Below are 20,935 nucleotides of genomic sequence, written 5' to 3'. Positions count from 1 at the left end.
CGCGCGCTTCATTCCGCTATGGCCTTACCCAAGGCCTCCCCAATCACCTGCGCAGCTGCCTCCGTGGGGTGGACGCCGTCGGTTGTCATGCCCGGGGCAAAGCGGTCCCCCTGGCGAACTCCTGCCATAGGATCCACAAAAACCCAGCCTCGTGACAGCGCAAACTGTTTCAGCTGTTGGTTGAATCGCGTGGCTAATCCAGGCTCGATATCGATAGGGGGAATGGCGGAAACGAGCACCTTCTGGGCGCCCACCTTCTCTGCGACGCGGACCAGGTTTCCGGCGCTCTGCTCGAACGGCACGCCGTTGTAGACATCGTTAGTTCCCGCCAAGATGACGAGGACGTCAGCCTCAACGTCACTGGCGTTCTCAGCCATGGCCGCAGAACGAGCTCCGCTAAGGGCCCAGCCGCCGGCGAACCTCGCCCCCGGCCCAACATGTGACACCCACGAACGTGACCCGATCTTGCCGACCAAAAAATCGCTGCTATTGGCTTCGGTAATCGAATCACCGATGGCGGCGAAGGTAACGGACTTTGAGGTTGGGGCCGGAGCGGCCCTGCTGGGATTCTCGTCGATTGACTGTTGCGGGCTGCTTGAAGGTGTGGCACTGGACGGTAGGGGTGCCACGGGTGTCGGGTTGGCTGTGCAGCCAACCGAGAAAGCAATCACAGCCGATGCCACAAGTACCGACGTGAAGCGTTGGGCTTGCATAGACATCCTGGAACTAGGGTTCAAGTACAACCCAGTCTATTGCGTCAAGGCTTGTGAATTCAGTTTTTCGAAGATGCATTTATTGATCATTGCAAGAGACCGACTTTACTCAATTTATTCTCACTATTAGATCAACGTTCAGTCAAATTGAGCTTCTACTACCACCGGCCGCCTAAGTGTTGGTAGTTAATAACTGCGTACTAAACACCTTCGGCAAGTAAATGGACGAAATAAAACACGTATTCATCACTGTGGTTTGGGCCATTTCAGCGAATTAGCTTCTAAGTACAGCAATCTATGAGTTTGGGAGGCTCAAAGTGTTGATACCTAGAACTGCTAACCCTTGTCTCGCGCGTCTCTGCACTAAAGCGAACAGGTCCTTCTGGGATCCAGGATCGGGTGCGGTCTGCACACGCTCAACTGAGCATGCCGTCCCTAGTCGCTCGGTTGTGTCGCGGTGCAGCCATGGCTGACGAGGCTGGAAAGAAGTTGTCATCCGACGCGGTTGCCGGCATAAAACGCCGGGGTCTCCTCCGATTTGGAACCTTAGTAACTGCCTTTACGGGTGCTTCCGCAATTTCAGCCATTGGCGCCAAAAACGCTGAAGCTGCACCAGGGGACAAAAACCCGCCGAACACTTACGTCCCCGTTGCGGAAAAAGGCGCGGCCTCTGGTGTAGCGACACTAGATGTCGAATCGAAAATCCCACCTGCTCAAATTCCTGATCTGTCTGCAACCTATGGTCCTGCAGCAGAAGGATTCACTACAGCCTTCGCACCTCTATTGGTGGGAAACCAAAAGGCTTTGCGAAACCGTGATCTGTTTATAGACGCGGTTGCGGAAGGCACACCAACAGACGGCACTACAGATGCTCAGCCAAAAATTGGTGGGAGTCACAACTTGATACCGCCTAAAGGCGGGAAAGTGTTTCTTCGCAAGGGCTCCTACCTAATGGGCACGAGACTAATAATAACCAGGCCAGGGATGATCTTGGAAGGAGAAGGCGTAGATGCCACTACTCTCCTTCTGAACGCTGCCATGTTTCAGGTTGGAGCATCAGACGTACTCATTCGGAACATGACAATCAAAGGAAACGGATCCAACGCCCGCACTTTGTTCCAACTGGTCAATAACGGCAATTTTAGGAACTGGCGGTTTGAAAACGTCAAGTTTGATGGGGTTAGTACCGTGCCTGGGCGAATAGGGTCAAAGACGATAGACGGAACAACGTTAACCTTGACGGCCGGTCTTGATGCATTCGTAGAATTTGAAGGTTGCGAATGGACCGCGTATACGGAAGACGCCAGTTTTCACGCTAGAGGCACGAAGCATGTAACCCTGGATAAGTGCTGGTTCCATGATGCGGGAACCGACACAGCAAAGGGCGACATGATCAAATTCTCTGCTGGCGCCGAGTACTGGAAAGTTCTCCATTGCCGTCTAAACAATGGAACACGAGACGCAATCGACGCCTATGACGCGCAACGTGGCCTCATAGATGGATGCACCATAGTAGACATGGGCGTCCACGGCATAGAAATGAAAGTTTCATCGAACGGTGCCACTAATCCATCAGACCGCATTATTGTCACCAATAATCACTTGGTCAACATGGGTACCGGCACTCCGTCACCCTCAATGCAGCTTGCTACTTCGGCAGTGATAGCTACCGGCAACATAATTGAAGGCGGTTCTTCTTATGGCATGCGGTCGGGAAGAACGAATGACGGTTTGGCCAACACCCAGAACATCGTCTGGACCAATAACTACATCCGCGGCGCAGCTCGCCATGGTTATGTGTTGAATGGGGTCGACGGCGCCATTGTCCGGGACAATGTTGCCGTAGGATGTGGAGGCTCCGGTTTTTACATTCCACGAAGCTCAGTCAACTCTTTAGTGATGGGTGGACCGACTGACAACCTTTCACGCGGCAACGTCTCAGGCGACGTCTGGGCCTGACATCGGCCAGAGGACTTTGTTGTTGACTGCCAGAAACTCAGTCGCATCAGCCAAGGCACCGGCGATTCCGTGTGCCCCAGCTGTCACCTCCTGTAACGGCGGCATCAAAGATCGGCCAGCACAGTCCCAGGGTTCTCCATCCCGTCCGCCACATAACGCAGGAAGCCGGCCGCCGTTCCGCCGTCACAAACGCGGTGGTCGAATGTCAGTGTCAGCTCGGTGACTTTACGGACCGCCAGCTGCCCGTTCAGCACCCAGGGCTTGTCGACGATCCGCCCCACGCCGAGGATTGCCACTTCCGGGTGGTTGATTATCGCAGCTGAGCCGTCCACGCCGAATACGCCGTAGTTGTTCAGCGTGAACGTGCCGCTGCCGAGCTCAGAGGGCGTTGCCTTACCTTCACGCGCAACCGCTGTAAGCCTGCGGATCTCCTCATCAAGTTCGCGGGCGGTTCGTTTATCAGCATTCCGAATGGAGGGCACCATCAGCCCGCGCTCGGTCTGGGCCGCGAAGCCGAGGTTCACGCCGTCAAAGGCCACTATCTCCTGAGACTGACCGCCCTGACCGTCATCAGCCGAAACGAGGCGCGAGTTCAGCTCCGGATACTTCTTTAACCCAGCTGTGACAAATCGGGCGATGAAGGCCAAAAGGCCAGGGGTGTTGTGAGGATCCGCTTTCTTCAAGGAGGCCCTCATCTCCACCAACGCGGTGGCGTCCACGTCTACCCAGACGGTCGCCTCTGGAATCTCGGAGCGGCTTCTGGCCATATTCGCAGCCGTCGCTTTCCGGACCCCGCGGATAGGCGTGCGGCTGGAGATCTTGAGGCCGCTGCGTGGATCTGTCTCCAGTTGGCTCTCTGAAGAGCGTGCAACGCTGGCAGCAGGGTCGGCAGCATAAGGCTCTTCAGCCTGAGCGGAATCCTGCTCCGGCCTCGGGTTAATGGCAGCCTCCACATCCCGGCGCAGGATGAGGCCGCTCTCCCCCGAGCCGTGCAGTTCGCCCAGGTCAACGCCGTGCTCCCGGGCCATCCGGCGGACCAGCGGCGAGATGACTGCTCCAAGTTTTCCCGGTACTCGCGTCCGGAGTAGCGAGAGGTCACCAGGATCAGCCGCCGGCCTGGACGCTTCTGCCGGCTCCACCAACGAGAGGGAAGCTGAGCCCTTTCGTGCACGCGTGCGTCGTGCTGCACCCGCTCCGCCCGGAGTTCCGTATCCGATGAGGACATTGCCGGAGCCGGCCTTTTCCTCTTCCCGGTAGGTTTCAGCCGCTTCCTGAACAGGAGTCTGGGCCGGTTCAAGGCCTGGGCCCGTGCTGACAGAGATCAGTGGCTTACCCACATCCAATGTCTGGCCCGGTTCTCCATGAAGCTCCGCGACAGTGCCCGCGTAGGGCGACGGCACTTCCACCATGGATTTGGCGGTTTCCACCTCGGCTATCGGCTGGTCGACGCGAATCTCGTCGCCCACGGAGACAAGCCAGTTCACAAGTTCGGCCTCCGTGAGGCCTTCGCCGAGGTCCGGCAGGAGGAATACTTTGGTTTCGCTCATAGGATCAGTCTTCCCACTGGAGGTCGTCAACGGCGTCAAGGATTCGGTCCACGCCCGGCAAGTAGTAATGCTCCAGCTTGGGAGCAGGGTAGGGAATATCGAACCCGGTCACCCGCCGGATGGGTGCCGCAAGGTAGTGGAAGCAGCGCTCCTGCACTCTGGCCACTATCTCGGACGACACGGAAGCGAAGCCATGCGCCTCCGCGATCACCACGGCCCGGCCGGTCTTGCGGACAGAGGCGCTCACCGTCTCATCGTCGAAAGGCACAATCGAGCGGACATCGATGACTTCCAGCGAGCGTCCTTCTTCGGCGGCCGCAGCAGCGGCGGCGAGAGCGGTGGGAACTGTGGGGCCGTAGGCGATGAGCGTTGCGTCCGTGCCAGGACGGGCGACGGCGGCACGGCCTTCGGAGGAAGTGCCGCCGTCGAGGTTCGCCTGGTGTTCTGCTCGGAGGGCGTTCAGGTCAACCATGTCCTTGGACCAGTACAGCTTCTTTGGTTCCATGAACATCACCGGATCATCTGAGTCGATGGCCTCCCGCAGCATCCGGTAACCGTCCGCAACCGTTGCCGGGGTGAAGACCTTCAGACCGGCAGTGTGCGCATAGTAGGACTCAGAGGAATCGCAGTGGTGCTCGACTCCTCCGATGCCGCCGGCATATGGGACGCGGATTACGATCGGCAGCTTCACGGCGCCTTTGGTCCTGTTGTGCATCTTGGCGACGTGGCTGACGATCTGCTCGAAGGCCGGGTAGGCGAAGGCGTCGAACTGCATTTCGATCACGGGACGCATGCCATTGATGGCCATGCCAACAGCCATGCCAACGATGCCCGACTCCGCCAGAGGAGTGTCGAAACAGCGCTGCTCCCCGAAGGTTTTGGTGAGTCCGTCTGTAATTCGGAAGACGCCGCCGAGCATTCCGACGTCTTCACCGAAAACCAGGACGGTAGGGTCAGCGTGCATTGCATCGACCATCGCGGTGTTAAGCGCCTTGGCCATTGTGATGGCCTGCGGGCCGGACTCCTCCGCGGACGCTGCTGCCTTCGCCGCGGCTCGTGCGGTGGCAGCGCTGACGTTGCCGTTAACCTCTGATGAGGTGGTGATGGATGGACTCATCGTTCTGCCTCTTCTGTGCTGGCATCAACTGCTGCTTCTCGGGCAAGTTCGTCAGCGAGCATTGCTGACTGTTCCCGCAGCTGTGGTGTGGACTTTGCAAAGACGTGGCGGAAGAGTTCCTGCGGATCCACCGGCATGTCTTGGCCCAGTCCTTCGCGGAGTTGGGTAGCCACCGTCTCAGCTTTCGCCGTGATCCGGGCCTCTGCAGTTTCATCCAACAGCCCGCGTTCGGTGAGGTAAACCTGCATCCGTTTCAGCGGATCCCGGGCAGCCCATTGGGCCACCTCGCTGTCCTGGCGGTAGCGCGTGGCGTCATCGGCGTTTGTATGGGCCTGCATTCGGTAAGTGTGGGCCTCGACCAAAAGGGGGCCGGAGCCGCCGCGGGCTAGGCTCACCGCCCTGTCCAGCACCGCGAGAAGCGCGACGACGTCGTTGCCGTCCACACGCTCACCTGCCATTCCATAGCCCACAGCCTTGTGAGCCAGGGAAGGAGCCACCGACTGGTGGGCCAGAGGCACCGAAATTGCGTACTGGTTGTTTTGGACGAAGAACACCACGGGAAGGTGGAACACGGCCGCGAAGTTCAGGGCCTCGTGGAAGTCACCTTCACTCGTGGCGCCGTCACCGCACATTGCCAGGACAACTGTGTCTTCGCCACGGAGTTTGGCGGCATGGGCTACCCCGACGGCGTGCAGCAGTTGCGTAGTCAGCGGTGTGCACTGGGGGCCCACCTTGTGCTCGGTGGGGTTGTAGCCGCTGTGCCAGTCGCCCCGGAATATGGTCATGGTCTGAACGGGGTCGACTCCTCTGGCCATCACCGCAACGGAATCGCGGTACGTGGGAAAAATCCAGTCGCCCTCGGAAAGGCAAAGGGCAGCTGCCACCTGGCATGCCTCCTGGCCATGGCTGGAGGGATAAACCGCCATGCGTCCTTGGCGGACCAGCGCCGAGTTTTGGTCATTGACCCTGCGTCCGACCACCAGTTGCTCGTAAGCGGCGAGCAGCTCAGCGTCGCCCGGCAGCGGATACTCGTGGCCAGGCTGGGTGCCCTGCTCAGTGTGGTGTACCAATGCGCCGTCCTGGTCCACCATCTGAATGGGGTGCCGGGCGGGCAGCATGTAGTCCTCAACCGTGATACCGAACTTGCGTACAGCCTCGGTAACGGCGTCCTCGCCGGTATGTCCGGGCTGCCCCTCGGGTCCTGCCGGTTGGACGGCGGCGTGGTCTGCGGAGATCGTCATTGGTCAGTCCTTCTATAGCCACTATTCATTCCCAGTATCGTCCCGAAGGCTGTTTCGTATCCAGCGTCACAGTAAATCGTGGAAAACCGAGGCTGGATGGCCTACCCTGAAAGACAAATCGTAAGTGTGAGCTGGATTACGGGTAGAGGTGTAGACGAATGGCACAGAATGGAACTGCCCGAGGCGAAGTCCTCCTGGACGACGTGGACCGGAACATCATTGCCGAACTGACCCGCGATGGCCGGATGTCGGTGACACAGGTAGCGGAGAACGTCCATATTTCCCGGGCGCATGCTTACACGCGCATCGCGCGCCTGACCAGCGAAGGCGTGCTGACCAAGTTCACAGCCCTCGTGGACCCCATTAAGGCCGGCCTCAAGTCCTCCGCCTACGTAACGCTCAAAGTCAGCCAACATTCCTGGCGTGAGCTCCGGGAACAGCTCAGGACCATTCCCGAAATTCATCACATTGCCCTGGTGGGCGGGGACTTTGACGTGATCCTCTTGGTTCGCGCCCTGGATAACGTGGATTTACGGCGAGTGATCTTCGATCAGTTGCAATCCATGCCTGGCGTGTTGGATACCCAAACATTCCTGGTGTTTGAGGATCTGGATACGCGGTGACGTTAGACGACGGCAATCTCAGCAAGTGCAGGCGATGGACTGTCGCCGCTGTTACGGACAGGACTCTTTTAGCGGGCCGGGATCCCCTTGACAATACAATCCGGATTGACGCTGCGGGTAACACAAGCCGCAGCACCTACCGTGCTCCTTGCTCCGACTCTGAGACCTTGAAGAATAACGGCCCCCGCACCAACCAGGACTTCCTCCTCGCAGAGAACATCGCCGGAGATTACCGAACCCGGATTGACGGAAACAAAATCACCCAAAACGGAGTCGTGGCCAACGGTGGCATTCGGGTTAATCTGCACGTGCTTGCCCATGAGCACATTCGTCGAGATCTGCGCTCCCGAACATATGATGGATCCTGCGCCAACCGTGCTCAGGGAACCAATTGTCACGGACGGATGAATCGCCAGGCCCGGCGTATTGTCCGCATCACTAAATCGGGCGCTTATCAATCTTCTGGCTGTGGGGTTACCCACTCCCACCAGGTAGCAGGTCTCCAGCCCCCTTGCTAGCCATTGACTCTCGTCACCCAGATACTGGATACCGCTCCGACTCAGTCGGTCAATATTCTCGCTGCTTGGGCTCGAATCAACGACGCCTAAAAGGTCGTATTTTGGGCCAGACGCGGCGGCATTTTGCGCCAAAACCACATCAAGGGTTTCGCGACCGAAGCCACCAGCGCCAATTATTACAAGCGGAAGAGTCATGGTTACCACTATCGTATACGGACCTAACATGGCAAAGCTGTCGGCCTTTTTGCGGTCTCTCAGCACAGCGAGATGCTGTGCACGCGGTGTCCCGCCCCAATTCTAGCCATAACGAAATCCAGGAAGAGCGGCTAGTCTTTGGAGCAAGTAGACAAGAATTACCCCAGTCGAGGTCGACAGTTAGACGAAGGCGAAAAATGTCCATACCTAAGGCGCTTATCCGCAGAAGTCAAGACTTCACGCACATCCTTGCAAGCTTTGACCAAGACCCCATCGTGGCGGCCAAGAAACTACGGGTAACTGTTGACCAAAACTGCCGCTTCATATCCACGACACTCGCGAACTTTGGCTCTCAGCCTGTTGAAAAACAGAAGCATCTGCTGCGCCGGTTCATGTAATCCGCCAGCAATCGAATGCCAATGAAACAGTTTCAGCGGTTGTTCAACCAACACGGTGAAGGTACGATCAATACCCTTAATGAGCGAAAATGATGAAGCAGATTGCAAAGCCGCCGTCTAAGCACCCCTTACGCATAACACTTGTTCTAAAGACAAATGAAGGCGGTCTCTGGATACTTCCGCACGTCCAAGAAATGCTCCTGCGCGGTCATTCAGTGTCGGTCATCGTTCCACCCGGAGACGGCCGCTTGACTCGATCCCTCCGCGAAACAAACGTGAGAATCGTTCCGTCGAGATTTGAATTCAAGTTCTCACCTCGACCTAGTACCTTTTGGGGCCTCCTCCGACTTCGGGACCAGATCAAGGAGACCAGCCCGGATGTGCTCCATTATCATCTTTATGCGTCTGCATTGGCTACACGCTTGGCTGCCATCGGGTTGGGAATCCCGTCGGTACATATGGTGGCAGGACCGCTCTATCTTGATTCTGGGATTATTCGTTTTGCAGAACGCTTTCTTGTGACACGAGACACGAAGCTTATCGCTGGAAGCAGGAACACTGCTGATAGATATCTTGCACTCGGTTTACAACCTTCGAATCTGGACGTCGTACCTTATGGAGTGGACGTCGAAACCTTCCGATTGCCGACCTTTCAAGAGAAACTCGCGGCTCGTGATGAGCTTAATTTCTCTCAGGACTTGTTCGTCGCCGTCATTGTTGCTTACGTTTATGGACCGAAGAGACTGGTTCACGTTCATTCGGGAATAAAAGGACACGACATTCTTTTATCTGCTTGGAAGAGGTTTGCGATCAATAAAAAGGATGTAAAGCTACTATTGGTCGGAAATGGTTTCGACCGCGAGGGTGAGTTACACCGGCAGCAACTTATTGGCAGGTACGTGACCGGATCCACGGATGTCAGGTGGATAGAAAATGTTGAGGACGTTCGGCCGTACTACTGGGCCAGCAACGTGAGTGTCAGCCCATCGCTATCGGAGAATCATGGAGCAGCCCTTGAAGCCGGAGCAAGCGGCGTAGCACGTATTGTGAGCGACGCTGGCGGACTGCCTGAGACAACTGACCAAGCGTCCGGCTGGGTTGTTCCACGCGGAGATGAAGAAGCCCTCTTTCAGGCGCTCGAGCAAGCCTACAGCGAGCACCGTGCCGGCGCCCTGGAAGGCAAGGGGATCATCAGTCGTCAACAGACAGCTCAATACTTCGACGCAAAAACGAGCGCCACGAGAATCGTCGACGTCCTGGAGAGCGTTATCCGGACCCGTAGAGCACTCAGAGCCGTAACCCTGGTCAGCGAAGCCAGGCTCGGAATGGACAAAGCCGGACAGGTCGCAGCCCTCGATGCCGCTAGTGCCGCGGCTGCTTGGGAACGCTACTCGTTCCGGATCAACGACTTCAGGTTAGCTGCCCGGACCTCGCCCATTCATGGTTCCGGACGAGTGTCCCTGGGGTCAGTGGAGTTGGAGCGGCTACCCTATTACGTAGGCCTCGTTCAGCTGCTGCGAACAACGCCTGCACTCGTATTTCGACTGTGGAAAGTTGTCCATGGGTCACGGGTGCTCATTGCCAGGCTGCCGGGTCCTCTCGGTTTCATCACGATCATCTTGGCGAGGATTTTGTCGAAGCCAGTTTTCGTGGAAGTGGTAGGTGATCCGGAAACTGTTATTCGCCATCATTCATCTCGTCCGGTACGTGCGTTTGCGAAGACTGCGGGCTTTCTCATGCGCTATTGTGTTCGCACTGCTGACGGCACTCGATTTGTAACCCATAAGACACTTCAATCGCTCTATCCACCCAGACCAGATACCCCATCCCTGAACATGAGTAATGTTCAACTGCATGATGATGATTTTTGTTCAACATACATGCCTCGTAGTGCGCATTCATGGACTTTGACATGCATCGGGACACAAGAGACGAACTACAAGGGTCACGATATAGCCCTGGAAGCACTCACCTTTTTGAGGGATCGTGGTTATGACTGCACAATGGTGCTGATTGGTAATGGGGCCCTGCATTCAGACCTCCTGCATCTGGCACGCAAATTGAAAGTCACTAATTCCGTTACTTTTGTTGACAGCTATAGCTCTAAATCAGAACTCTGGAAGTTTCTGGATGCAACTGACGTCTTCCTCCACCCCTCCCGGTCAGAAGGACTACCCAGGGTGGTCCTCGAAGCAATGGCTCGCTCTCGTCCAGTCATTGCCACAACAGTCGGCGGACTACCAGAGTTGCTAAACGGCAGGCATCTTGTGCAACCCGGGAACGCCCAGATGCTTGCAGAGTGCATTCAGCGCATGCTCGATAATCCTCAGGAGGCGGAAACAGCCGCACGCTCCAACTACGTTGTGGCCAGAAGATACCACTACGAGGAACTGGAAAAGGTCTTTGATGAGTGGTGCGACATCGTATCCCACCGTGCACAACAGCAGAGCCATGTCGATCACGTTTCATAGTAGCGAACCTGAATGAATCAGCGGATGCGAGAGAGAAACTGATAATGCGCATGACCAATTTGAACACTTATGCCGTTACCAAACGATTATTGGACTTAGCGGTAGCATCTACCCTTTACTTTGCTACCTTGCCAGTTCAGGCGATAGTCGCAATATTAGTTCTCTTCGATCTGGGTAAACCGGTACTTTTCAGACAAGATAGGCCGGGTTTGGATGGTGAGATTTTCGTACTGCTGAAGTTCCGAACCATGAAAAATGCTACAAATAATGCCTCTGACGACGATCGAATTACGCGTCTTGGATCATTTCTTCGTTCAACGAGCTTAGATGAAATCCCCACTCTCATTAATGTCATTAGAGGGGATATGAGCCTGGTAGGACCACGTCCGCTCTTGACTGGATACCTCAGTTTATATTCGCCGCAACAAGCGCGGCGCCACCAAGTTAAGCCCGGCGTCACAGGGCTCGCACAAGTCAATGGGCGGAACCTGCTGACGTGGGAAGATAAATTTCGCTTGGACGTTCTTTACGTTGAGCAGAGATCCATGAAGCTGGACGTCTACATCCTTTGGAAGACGCTCTGGACAGTCCTCCGTCGCGACGGTATTGCGTCTCCAGGGCATGCAACTACACCAGAGTTTGAAGGCCGGCAGCATGAGCGTGATCAATGAACTATCACCTTCGTGAGAGTCCATGGATGACTACGACGATATGGAAGACGGGCCTGCCCGTCAAAGGAACCGAGAAGGCGGAAGCAACATGACATCGCCGGTGGTCAGCAGTACTGAGAAACGGAATAGCGGCGTCGCCCACATATTCAATCGTATGGATCCGGGCGGAGCGGAGCTTCGCACTGCTGAGCTGGTGAGCGAAGTCGGGGCCATATTTCACTTTTATGGCATCGGGGGCGGGTCGGGTCAACTCGATGAGGACCTCATCCGGCAGGGTCACACCGTCATCAACGAACAGCTGCGCTTGAAATCCATATTGAATTACTACAGATTCTTCCGTTCTGGGCGATATGTTGCTATTCACTCCCATCTAGGATCGGCGTCGGGCGTTGTAATGCTTCTGGCTCTCCTCTGCGGTGTGCCGCGCCGAATCGTACATTTCCGGAGCGACGGAATAGGTGGCAGCCGGCGACTTTCTAAAATGGCTCATTTGTGGGTTTCCAGAATCTTAATCCAGCTTGTTGCTACAGATATTCTTGGTGTATCACCCGGCGCACTTCAGAATGGGTGGAAAGCAACATGGCGCCGAGACCCGCGTTGCAAGGTGATTCCCAACGGATATGACAGCCAGAAGATGAGAAACCAAACATCGTTAGCTCTACGTACTACCCCTATCGAGAGCGCCCCTCTGCGGATAATCAACGTCGGAAGACGGCTTCCAGAGAAAAACAGGTTGCGGTCGATTGAGATCTGGCGAGAGCTGACAAGATCCTGTGACGCCACCTTGATACTGGTTGGCGATCTGTCCGAGAACGAGGAGCGTTTGTGTGCCGAACTCGGCAGGGAATCCGAAACGCGCTCAACAATAGACATCGTTGGTTTTACTTCAAGTCCTTTGGACCACATCTACTCCGCGGACGTGCTGCTTGTTACTTCCACCAGGGAAGGACTTCCGGGCGTGGTGCTCGAGGCCTTGGCCCTTGGCGTCCCGGTAGTCGCTAACGATCTTCCCGGGACCCGCTGGATACAACAGCAGGTTAGCGGCATTCAGATCTGTAACGTTAGTGAACCAAACCAGTCTTGGATCCGTGCCATTCATTCAGCGGCATCAACAAATAAGGATGCTATCCGCTCCTCGTTCGATGCGAGTCCTTTTCAGCTGAAGAGCGTTGTCCCCCAATTTATGGAGGTGTGGGGTCTGGATGGCTGATGTACTGGTGGCTAACCGAAGTCGGAGCCGGCTGGAGATTTTCGGAATTGTGTGGTTTTTGATAGCACTATTCATCATATTTCAGATACTCGAACTTCACCCCCCTCTGTTCTGGCTGGCCCTCGAAGCAGTGAGTTTGGTCGCGGCGGGTGTAGCAACGCTCAGCACTTCGTTTGTTCGAGGGTTCTGGTCCCCGGCGGTCCTCTTCCTACTCATAGTCGGGATCTTCCACGTAGGACTCGCCCCGTTTGCCATCTTCGACTGGGATCCGCTGTTTATCCGTCCTGATGACTACACATGGTTTTACGGTGAGGTGGGAAGACAAGCATTTTCGGCGGTAAATCTTTTCATGGCGAGTTTTGTATTCGCCGGCATTGTTGTCGCCTTGGCAACGCATAAACAATCCTCCCTCACGGAGCCTGTTCCAAGCAACAATGTGGGGGACGGAAGAACGGGCTTGGCGAAATTCGGCGCCCTAACGCTAATAGGGGGGGTTCTATATTGGTTCTACCTCACATATAACGCTGGCGGTGTAGGTATATTTTTCGGTTCATATATTTCCTTTCTTTCTGTCACTGCAAACACAAACCTTCCTGTTACATACATGGTCATTGGCCTGGGCTTGGGTCTAGCAGCGCTTGGCCACGACTTACGTCTCGTGCAACTCTCCCTCCTCGCGTTCGCGGCCTACGCTTTCATTGCCTTTTTTCTAGGTCTAAGGGGTGAGGTCCTCTTCCCTACTGCTGTCGCTGCGTCTGTTTTGGCATATCGGGCTCCTATGCCGAGGGGAGGTTGGGTCGTCGCAGCATGCGCCTTCGTATTGTCACTTATCAATGGAGCCAGGAACATTCGCGAGAGAGGCATTTCAGGTGGTCCAGTGGACGTGACAGCATTTAGCCCGCTTGAGGCGTTGGCTGAAATGGGATCATCCCTGAGGGTGGTCGCCCAAGTCATAATCTGGCACGAACACCAAGGTGAGGATTACCAGATGGGAGATACCTACACGGTCGCTCCTGTCAGATTGTTGGAGGGCCTCTTCTCTCCAGCAGGTACCATACCTGCCGGTTCTGATTTTCGACTGATGAACTCTGAAATAATGTCTAGGTCAGGCGCAATCGGTGGCTCGGTGATTGCCGAACCATTTCACAATTTTGGAATTATCGGCGTCGTACTCATTGCTCTATGTCTGGGCGTTCTATTCGGTTACTTCTCGCAGCGATCGTTTAATGTTGCTGTAGCTGTAGCTTACGTCTGTGTTGCGGTCCCACTCTTCAACCATATCCGCAACTCGTTCGTCCCAGTGCTGCCGTTCATCCTCATCAGTGGACTCGTAGTTGGATGCGTTTATTTATTCAACCAAAAGACTCCTAAACCAGACATCCCACGAAAACAAGTGCGGTCAATCCTATGAGGGGATTGGGCTTTCTAACTGGACCTACATCCAAGGTAGCTCGGTGGACCATTGCCGCTGTCGCGGCCTCAACCGTTACAGGCGTAATCACTGCTCGGTCACTCGGACCCGATTCACGAGGGACTCTTGCAGTGGTTCTCACCCTAGCTGGTTTAAGTGTCCTGTTAGGAGCACTCGGCTCCAACATCGCCGTCCGAACTCATCTTCCCCGGAAGCAATCGGTCGTCGCTGCGGACTATGTTCGACTCACAGGTCTATTGGCCGGGCTCGTGACAGTAGTTCTTGCCGTTGCTTACTTTGTTGCGTCCCAGACAGTGAAGGGAGGACTGGTTGATTTTGGGGTTGCATTCGCATTCGCTGCTTACGGGCTCGGTTATTTTTTCGCGGCCCAGTCGCTTGATTTACTCAATGCCCAAGGCTTTGTTAGTAAATCTGCGAAACATAATGCGTATGGCTCAGTATTATGTCTATTTTTTGTATTCGTGTGTTGGTTGCTAGATGGCAACCTTATCGCCGTGATCTGCGCCTATAGTCTGTCCGTCGTTTTCCAATTCCTGTTGACAGTGAGGACCTTGCGGCCCACTATCAAGGCTTCGAAGACTCACTCACGGGAGGGAATGCTGAAACTAACTGGAGACGGCCTGAAGTCCATGGGTCTCAATGTAGGGCAGCACTTGACCTACACTTCCGGCCTGATATTTTTGGCGATACTATCCACTCCAGCCCAAGTGGGTTTGTACGCCGTAGCCGCTACTCCTGCTGCTTTACTGCGCATCCCATCGAATGCAATGGGCCAACTATTTTTTCACCAGGCAGCATCGGATCAGGTAACTGGACCAAAGCTGATCGTTACACTCCTCAAGCTGACGTGCTTGCTTCTTCCACTCGCATCATTGGCCTGGTTCATAGCCACACCGGCATTCGTTCTTGTCTTCGGCGACGATTATGTAGAAGCCGTGGCGGCATTCAGGGTGCTCCTAGTCGCAGAGATAGCCCTCGCCCCCTTCCTCATTCTCGGACGGGTTCTGGTCGGAACTCAACGTATGCGGACCGCAAGCGCCGCCGGCCTGGTCGGTTTTCTGACGCTGGCAGCAGCTTGCCTTTTGTTAGTTCCATCCGGCGGAGCGGTTGGAGCTGCGTGGTCCGCTTTGCTGGCCTACCTTGCAATGTCCGCAACAACCGGGCTTGGCAGTTTGTTCATCTCTACCAATCCAACCCAGGCAAGTAGCGTCGACTCACGCACTCCCATGGGTGGGGTCGATAAGGACCTGAAAGAGCTAGACGTCAGTCCCAGGCCGCCAACCGTAAAGAAGTCTCGGCTGAAGTGAATGTACTAGATGGCAGTGCAGTTCAACACTGTCTGCGTCGGCTCGCCGCTTATAAAGCCATGTACCACTCGTAGACTTCCTTGAGCGCTTGGACAAATTCTGGCTTTTCCACATCGGGCAGCAAACTGTCCAATAATGTCGAAGACGCCTGGGAATGTTTGACGTCCCCGGGCCGTGCTTCGACGTATTCGACTTCAATGCGTTTGGGATGCATCTCCTGCAATAGTTGAACAACGGCGTTGAGGGATGTGCGTGTGCCAAAAGCCAAGTTTACGGGAGTAGAACTGGTCGCTTTACGGGTTGCAGCCTTCGTTAGGGCGTCGGTCACTGCATGAATCGAAGTGAAGTCCCTGGATTGTTCCCCGTCACCAAAAATAGTTAGCGGCCTGTCATCTTTCAACGCAGCTAAGAACTTTGGGATAACGGCAGCGTAGACATGGTCGGCTCGCTGCAAGGGGCCGAAGACGTTGAAGAAACGGAACGCTATTGTTGAAAGCCCGTAACTACTGGAATAGGCATTTGCGTACGCCTCAGTAGCGAGCTTGGTAACTGCATAGGGGCTAAGCGGCAAAGTCGCTAGGGACTCGACTTTGGGAAGAGTGGGGTTTGCCCCGTAGACCGAGGACGACGAAGCCACACTAACGTGGTCAACACGGCATAATCTAGCCGCCTCCAATACGTGCAATGTCCCGTTGACGTTGACCTCATTCGTCGAAACGGGATCTTTGATGGAGCGCGGGACTGACGGAAGGGCGCCGAGGTGAACGATGGCGTTCACTCCCTCGCTAGCATGTAGGACGTCATCGAAATTACGGAGATCACCATCAATCTCTTGGATGCGAGGGGATGCGGAGACACGACGTACCCCTGTGACATAGTTGTCCAGCGTCCTCACCCTCTCTACTTCAGGCTCTCGTAGGAGGCGATTTACGAGATTCGTACCGATGAAGCCACAACCACCAGTGATAAGGATGTCCATTGCTCTCCTGTTTGGAAATGAGATAGCGAGTCTTCTCTAGCCTTAGGTCTAGAGGTGGTGTACCTTCGGCCCACGTACTCGGTGTTTGGTATCTAGAACGCAGGTCAGATCATTTACCACGCAGTCGTAGTCGAAGTAGTCATGGTCGGTCAGGAGCACCACAATATCGGCGTCCTTAACCGTTTCCTTCGACAGTTCCGCTTCAGCAACCCCTGTTGGCCAGCGGTGAGACTCAACATGTTTATCCACACCGCTTACAGTTGCACCAAATTCGCCTAACAGTTCGGCTACCCGAAGCGAGGGGGCTTCGCGGATATCACCCGTATTCTTTTTGTAAGCGAGACCGAGCAGAAGAACACGTGAGTTTTTCAGAGGCTTACCCTGCACGTTGAGTAACTCCATCATTCGCTGCACAACGTATTGCGGCATATTGTCATTAATGTCGTTTGCAAGCTCCACAAACCGGAAGTTTTGACCAAGCTTCCGACGAACTTGCCAGGACAAGTAGCTAGGATCTACGGGTAAGCAATGGCCCCCAACGCCAGGCCCGGGCGTGAATTTCATAAACCCGAATGGCTTTGTTCCGGCAGCCTCGATTGATTCCCAAACGTCGACACCTAGCTGATGGGCAAAGATTGCGAGCTCGTTGACCAGTGCGATGTTGACGTGACGGAAAGTATTCTCAAGTAGCTTGGTGAGCTCGGCCTCTTTGGGGGAGCTCACGGGAACTGTCTGGTTAACCATATCGTCATAGAAGCCCTTGACTTTTTCGAGGCAGAGAGCAGTCATGCCGGAAACCACCTTCGGCGTCTCGACAAAACCCCACGTCGCGTTGCCAGGATCTATACGTTCAGGGCTGTACCCGACATGAAACTGTTTGCCCGCTGTGAGCCCGGAGCCCTGCTGAAGTATCGGTACGAGAAGCTCTTCCGTCGTGCCAGGATAAGTCGTAGATTCGAGGACAACCACTGCACCGGGCTTGAGGTAATCGGCCAAAGACTTACTCGACTCCTCAATAAATGTTAGGTCAGGAAGACTTTCACGCAGCGGCGTCGGGACTGTGATCACGGCAACGTCAAATCCTTCGGCGGCTTCGTAGCTATGCGAAACTGCATACCGACCGGAATCCAAGGCCGCTCGCAACTGAACGTCAGACACGTCGTCCACATACGAATCACCGTTCTGAAGACTATTGACTCGATTCTTGTCCAGATCTACCCCCACGACAGAATAGCCAACCTCGACGGCACGCATTGCAACCGGGAGGCCCACGTAGCCCTGTCCTACAATTACTACTTTGCGGTCTTTGACTTTCATATCCCCATGTCCTGCCGTTGTAATAGATCCCGTATCTGTACTGGATCTTTCAAGAAGTTTGTTTGATTATCATTTTTCTCAGACACTTCAGCTCCAGGTCTGACTGGGAGCGGCATCGATGCCTTCATCTCTGAGTCTTCAAAAAGCCCTCAATTGTGTGAACGATCCGCTCAATGGAATCGGCGGTAAGGGAAGACCCGCTGGGAAGGGTCATGCCTGTTTCAAACAGACGTTGCGAAGTGCCGTTGATGAGGCCGCCGGCTTTACTGAACACCGGCTGAAGATGCATAGGCTTCCACAGCGGACGGTTCTCGATATTCTCCGCGTCGAAGGCAAGGCTCAGATCTCGGGCATTGAAACCCGCCTTCTCTGGTTCCACAAGTACCGACGTCAACCAGGCGTTATCCTCCTCGTCCCTGTTGCCCCCGAAGATCGAGACACCGTCGACGCCAGCAAGCAGTCGTCTGTAGGTGTTCCGGTGTTCGCGGCGCCTCAATATCATCTCGTCAAGTCGGGCCAGCTGTGCCCTGCCAAGGGCGGCCAGCAAATTGCTCAAGCGGTAGTTGAATCCGACATCGTGATGCTCATAGTGGGCTACGGGTTGACGTGCCTGCGTTGCTAAGTATCTGACGCGCAAAGCAACCGCTTCCTCGTCCGTCAGGAGCATTCCGCCCCCGGAGGTTGTCATGATCTTGTTGCCGTTGAAGGAAAAGATAGCCGCATCACCAAAGGCGCCAGTGGGCTTTCCAGCATGCAGGGCACCCAAAGATTCGGCAGCGTCAGCAATTACGGGCACACCATAGCGAGCTGCAACTTCACCGATAGCCGTATAATCGACGGCCTTTCCCAGGAGATCAACCGGAACAACAGCGCCAACCCGTGTCCCGGCACTTGTTAGAGTTTGAAGTGCCTGCTCGAGCAAAGAAGGATCCATATTCCCTGTTTCCAACAAGCAATCTATGAAGAATGGCTCGGCACCGGTGTAAACAATGGCGTTTGCAGTTGCTGCGAAAGTCATAGTTGACGTCAGCACCACATCACCGGGTCCAACTCCTTTTGCAAGGAGGGCCAGGTGCAAGGCAGCCGTTCCGGAACTCAACGCCACAGCATACTTACGACCAATGCGCCCGGACATTTCCCGTTCGAACTCGTCCACGTCCGGCCCCAGCGGAGCAATCCAGCCAGAACGGAGCGCGTCCAGGACGTACTTTTCCTCCAACTCACCAACGTCGGGAGCCGATATGTAGATACGCTCAGTCATTGTTGCCCGAAAATGATGAAGCCAGGTAGGGCTTCGGTATGTCGTTTGTATGACCTTCGGTTTGCTCCCACTGATCGTGGTCAAGCATCGCGGGCTCCAGGGGAGGCACTGCGGTGTGGGTCACTTTGGGATGGAACGGTCGTTCATCGTGTTCACTGACCCCGAAGAGTTCCTCGTGTAGCTTTTCACCGTCGCGGAGACCAGTGAAGACCACATCGATTCGCCTCCCTGACTTGCTTATCATGCGCTCAGCGACATCCAAGATCTTTACCGGGTTCCCCATATCCAAGATCAAGACTTCCCCTGGGCGGCCGATTGCTCCCGCTTGAATCACAAGCTGGCAGGCCTCCGGAATGGTCATGAAGTAACGCGTCACTTCGGGATGAGTGACTGTCAATGGCCCTCCGGCTTCAATCTGGGCTATGAAAGTCGGCAGCATTGATCCGCGGCTTCCGATCACATTTCCGAATCGAACCGACAGAAAAGTTTCGCCGGTTTGGTCTGCAGCCCAAGCCGTCAGCTTCTCAGCAATACGCTTGGAATGGCCAAGGACACTCGTCGGGTTCGCAGCCTTGTCTGTGGATATATTGATAAATGTCCTTACACCAACGCGGCGTGCGGCAGTCAGGACATTCAATGTCCCGAGGACGTTGGTCTTCCAGGCCTCTTCCGGATACTGCTCAAGCATCGGGAGGTGCTTCAAGGCGGCAGCGTGAAACACTACCTCTGGCTTACGGTGATCAAAGATTTCATTCAGGGCTTCCCGATCCCGAATATCAGCCAATACCACGTCATCGCTATCCAGCAAGCCATGCCCGGAAATACTCATCTGGACGCCATGAAGTCCCGATTCATCACGGTCCAGCATGATCAGTTCTTGCGGCCGGTACCTTGACAGTTGCCGACATAGTTCAGATCCAATCGATCCTCCGGCCCCCGTCACCAAAACTCGCTTTCCAGCAACATAACCGGCGATAGACTCCACCGCTGTATCGACAGGACGTCGTCCAATGATGTCTTCGATCGCGACGTTTCTGAGGTCTCCAAGTTTCATGCCGTCTTCAAGAATCTCGGAAAGAAGTGGCATGACCATCATTCGCAACCCAGCTTTATCTGCTTGGTCGGAGACTTGACGGATGAACTCGGCATCTGCTCGGGCAATACAAAATACAAGAGCCGTTGCCTCGACTCTCCGTGCCAACTCCACTAAATCGCTTCCATCACCCAGTACTGGAATATTGGAGAGCCGAAGATGACGCTTGTCCGGATCATCGTCGATCAGCCCGACAGGCATATAAGGGGAGGCTGGATCGCTCAGCATCCGCTTCACAAGATAAGCCCCGGTTTGACCCGCTCCATAGATTAATGAACGCTCTGCGGAGTCGCGGGGCCGGACTCGTCGTTCTGATACGAGTCTCTGCAGGTATCTGCTTCCTCCCATTAATACGAACGCCACGGGTAAGGCGACTAAGGCTGTGCTGCGAGGGGCGCCGGCTGCATCCAATAGAAGAAAGTTGACGACAAACAGTGCCGCCGCAACGGCACAGACAGTAAAGAGGAGAGTTTGGGCTTCGTGAAAAACGCCGTGCTGATGGCGCCCCCTATATAGAGCCAAGTGCCAACCAATGGCTGCTTGAAGCAGAATCGCACAAATTACAAGTATTCCCACAGAGCCCCAGTTGACCCGGGCAGCAACGAAGTCGAATCGAAATAGCACGGCGAAGGTAACGGCAATAACCCAGGCTTCAGCGTCCACTGAATACTGAAGTACTCGGGACGCCCATCGTTCTGTGCGGCCCTCGTCGACAGGTCGGCCTTGTGTTTGGTTTCTTGCCCGCATTGAAAGTATCCCCCCGGAAAAATTCGACTGCGAAGAGTCCGATGAGGACACTTCGACAGGCAGGGCACCACAGTGACTTGGTTCCCCTACGAAAATGCAAGGCTGGCAAAAGCTGAGACCGATTCCAGCTTTGCAA

The 20,935-nt window shown here is 55.1% G+C and carries 16 protein-coding genes; 7 read left to right on the top strand and 9 right to left on the bottom strand.

Features of this window, described 5'->3' with window-relative positions; genetic code table 11:
* Positions 1–8: 8 nt before the first annotated feature.
* The gene (locus M1E05_RS05715) at positions 9–713 is read right to left on the bottom strand and encodes an SGNH/GDSL hydrolase family protein (protein WP_458111744.1); all 705 of its coding nucleotides are present in this window, start codon (positions 711–713) and stop codon (positions 9–11) included.
* Positions 714–1,178: 465 nt separating this feature from the next.
* Between M1E05_RS05715 and M1E05_RS05710 the strand changes: the two genes are divergently transcribed.
* Complete coding sequence (locus M1E05_RS05710) at positions 1,179–2,672, top strand: right-handed parallel beta-helix repeat-containing protein (protein WP_458111745.1); 1,494 nt, start codon at positions 1,179–1,181, stop codon at positions 2,670–2,672.
* A 104-nt stretch (positions 2,673–2,776) separates the two neighbouring features.
* Here the strand turns inward: M1E05_RS05710 and M1E05_RS05705 are convergent, their stop codons facing one another.
* Genes M1E05_RS05705 through pdhA form a run of 3 tightly spaced genes read right to left on the bottom strand, consistent with a single transcriptional unit; the run spans position 2,777 to position 6,577 of the window.
* The gene (locus tag M1E05_RS05705) at positions 2,777–4,219 is read right to left on the bottom strand and encodes a dihydrolipoamide acetyltransferase family protein (protein ID WP_458111746.1); all 1,443 of its coding nucleotides are present in this window, start codon (positions 4,217–4,219) and stop codon (positions 2,777–2,779) included.
* A 4-nt stretch (positions 4,220–4,223) separates the two neighbouring features.
* Positions 4,224–5,336, bottom strand: coding sequence for an alpha-ketoacid dehydrogenase subunit beta (locus tag M1E05_RS05700; RefSeq protein ID WP_458111747.1), 1,113 nt, complete (start codon positions 5,334–5,336; stop codon positions 4,224–4,226).
* The gene (gene pdhA / locus M1E05_RS05695) at positions 5,333–6,577 is read right to left on the bottom strand and encodes a pyruvate dehydrogenase (acetyl-transferring) E1 component subunit alpha (protein ID WP_458111748.1); all 1,245 of its coding nucleotides are present in this window, start codon (positions 6,575–6,577) and stop codon (positions 5,333–5,335) included. Before pdhA ends, M1E05_RS05700 begins: the two co-directional genes overlap by 4 nt.
* A gap of 158 nt (positions 6,578–6,735) precedes the next feature.
* Here pdhA and M1E05_RS05690 point away from each other — a divergent pair, with 158 nt between their 5' ends.
* Positions 6,736–7,200: an Lrp/AsnC family transcriptional regulator gene (locus M1E05_RS05690; RefSeq protein ID WP_458111749.1), complete on the top strand. Its 465-nt coding sequence runs from the start codon at positions 6,736–6,738 to the stop codon at positions 7,198–7,200.
* A 68-nt stretch (positions 7,201–7,268) separates the two neighbouring features.
* On the opposite strand, the gene M1E05_RS05685 is transcribed toward M1E05_RS05690, so the two are convergent.
* A complete protein-coding gene (locus tag M1E05_RS05685) occupies positions 7,269–7,913 on the bottom strand; it encodes a NeuD/PglB/VioB family sugar acetyltransferase (protein WP_458111750.1) in 645 nt (214 codons plus the stop codon).
* A 487-nt stretch (positions 7,914–8,400) separates the two neighbouring features.
* On the opposite strand from M1E05_RS05685, the gene M1E05_RS05680 reads away from it, so the two are divergent.
* From M1E05_RS05680 to M1E05_RS05660, 5 genes are all read left to right on the top strand, one after another.
* Complete coding sequence (locus M1E05_RS05680) at positions 8,401–10,782, top strand: glycosyltransferase (protein ID WP_461164712.1); 2,382 nt, start codon at positions 8,401–8,403, stop codon at positions 10,780–10,782.
* Between the two features lie 50 nt (positions 10,783–10,832).
* Positions 10,833–11,453, top strand: coding sequence for a sugar transferase (locus M1E05_RS05675; protein WP_458111751.1), 621 nt, complete (start codon positions 10,833–10,835; stop codon positions 11,451–11,453).
* A 22-nt stretch (positions 11,454–11,475) separates the two neighbouring features.
* Positions 11,476–12,663, top strand: a complete 1,188-nt coding sequence (locus tag M1E05_RS05670; protein ID WP_458111752.1) for a glycosyltransferase — start codon at positions 11,476–11,478, stop codon at positions 12,661–12,663.
* The gene (gene wzy, locus M1E05_RS05665; RefSeq protein WP_458111753.1) at positions 12,656–14,074 is read left to right on the top strand and encodes an O-antigen polysaccharide polymerase Wzy; all 1,419 of its coding nucleotides are present in this window, start codon (positions 12,656–12,658) and stop codon (positions 14,072–14,074) included. The genes M1E05_RS05670 and wzy overlap by 8 nt, the downstream gene beginning before the upstream one ends.
* Positions 14,075–14,343: 269 nt before the next feature.
* Positions 14,344–15,402: a lipopolysaccharide biosynthesis protein gene (locus M1E05_RS05660; protein WP_458111754.1), complete on the top strand. Its 1,059-nt coding sequence runs from the start codon at positions 14,344–14,346 to the stop codon at positions 15,400–15,402.
* A gap of 49 nt (positions 15,403–15,451) precedes the next feature.
* On the opposite strand, the gene M1E05_RS05655 is transcribed toward M1E05_RS05660, so the two are convergent.
* The 4 genes from M1E05_RS05655 to M1E05_RS05640 form a co-directional block, all read right to left on the bottom strand.
* Entirely contained in the window at positions 15,452–16,381 is a 930-nt protein-coding gene (locus M1E05_RS05655; RefSeq protein ID WP_458111755.1) for an NAD-dependent epimerase/dehydratase family protein, read from the bottom strand.
* 48 nt (positions 16,382–16,429) lie between these two features.
* Positions 16,430–17,698, bottom strand: coding sequence for a nucleotide sugar dehydrogenase (locus M1E05_RS05650; protein WP_458111756.1), 1,269 nt, complete (start codon positions 17,696–17,698; stop codon positions 16,430–16,432).
* Positions 17,699–17,822: 124 nt separating this feature from the next.
* Entirely contained in the window at positions 17,823–18,959 is a 1,137-nt protein-coding gene (locus M1E05_RS05645; protein WP_458111757.1) for a DegT/DnrJ/EryC1/StrS family aminotransferase, read from the bottom strand.
* The gene (locus M1E05_RS05640) at positions 18,952–20,715 is read right to left on the bottom strand and encodes a polysaccharide biosynthesis protein (RefSeq protein ID WP_458111758.1); all 1,764 of its coding nucleotides are present in this window, start codon (positions 20,713–20,715) and stop codon (positions 18,952–18,954) included. The genes M1E05_RS05645 and M1E05_RS05640 overlap by 8 nt, the downstream gene beginning before the upstream one ends.
* Between the last annotated feature and the right edge of the window lie 220 nt (positions 20,716–20,935).

It is taken from the genome of Arthrobacter sp. R4-81, from assembly GCF_054792365.1.
This window is presented reverse-complemented; position numbering and strand designations above follow the sequence as displayed.

Bases quoted from the DNA above. Each gene is read 5' to 3' on its own strand.
- M1E05_RS05700 (WP_458111747.1), bottom strand. From the start codon at position 5,336: ATGAGTCCATCCATCACCACCTCATCAGAGGTTAACGGCAACGTCAGC.
- M1E05_RS05645 (WP_458111757.1), bottom strand. From the start codon at position 18,959: ATGACTGAGCGTATCTACATATCGGCTCCCGACGTTGGTGAGTTGGAG.
- M1E05_RS05655 (WP_458111755.1), bottom strand. From the start codon at position 16,381: ATGGACATCCTTATCACTGGTGGTTGTGGCTTCATCGGTACGAATCTC.
- wzy (WP_458111753.1), top strand. From the start codon at position 12,656: ATGGCTGATGTACTGGTGGCTAACCGAAGTCGGAGCCGGCTGGAGATT.
- pdhA (WP_458111748.1), bottom strand. From the start codon at position 6,577: ATGACGATCTCCGCAGACCACGCCGCCGTCCAACCGGCAGGACCCGAG.
- M1E05_RS05690 (WP_458111749.1), top strand. From the start codon at position 6,736: ATGGCACAGAATGGAACTGCCCGAGGCGAAGTCCTCCTGGACGACGTG.
- M1E05_RS05705 (WP_458111746.1), bottom strand. From the start codon at position 4,219: ATGAGCGAAACCAAAGTATTCCTCCTGCCGGACCTCGGCGAAGGCCTC.
- M1E05_RS05710 (WP_458111745.1), top strand. From the start codon at position 1,179: ATGGCTGACGAGGCTGGAAAGAAGTTGTCATCCGACGCGGTTGCCGGC.
- M1E05_RS05715 (WP_458111744.1), bottom strand. From the start codon at position 713: ATGCAAGCCCAACGCTTCACGTCGGTACTTGTGGCATCGGCTGTGATT.
- M1E05_RS05675 (WP_458111751.1), top strand. From the start codon at position 10,833: ATGACCAATTTGAACACTTATGCCGTTACCAAACGATTATTGGACTTA.
- M1E05_RS05685 (WP_458111750.1), bottom strand. From the start codon at position 7,913: ATGACTCTTCCGCTTGTAATAATTGGCGCTGGTGGCTTCGGTCGCGAA.
- M1E05_RS05650 (WP_458111756.1), bottom strand. From the start codon at position 17,698: ATGAAAGTCAAAGACCGCAAAGTAGTAATTGTAGGACAGGGCTACGTG.
- M1E05_RS05680 (WP_461164712.1), top strand. From the start codon at position 8,401: ATGATGAAGCAGATTGCAAAGCCGCCGTCTAAGCACCCCTTACGCATA.
- M1E05_RS05670 (WP_458111752.1), top strand. From the start codon at position 11,476: ATGGATGACTACGACGATATGGAAGACGGGCCTGCCCGTCAAAGGAAC.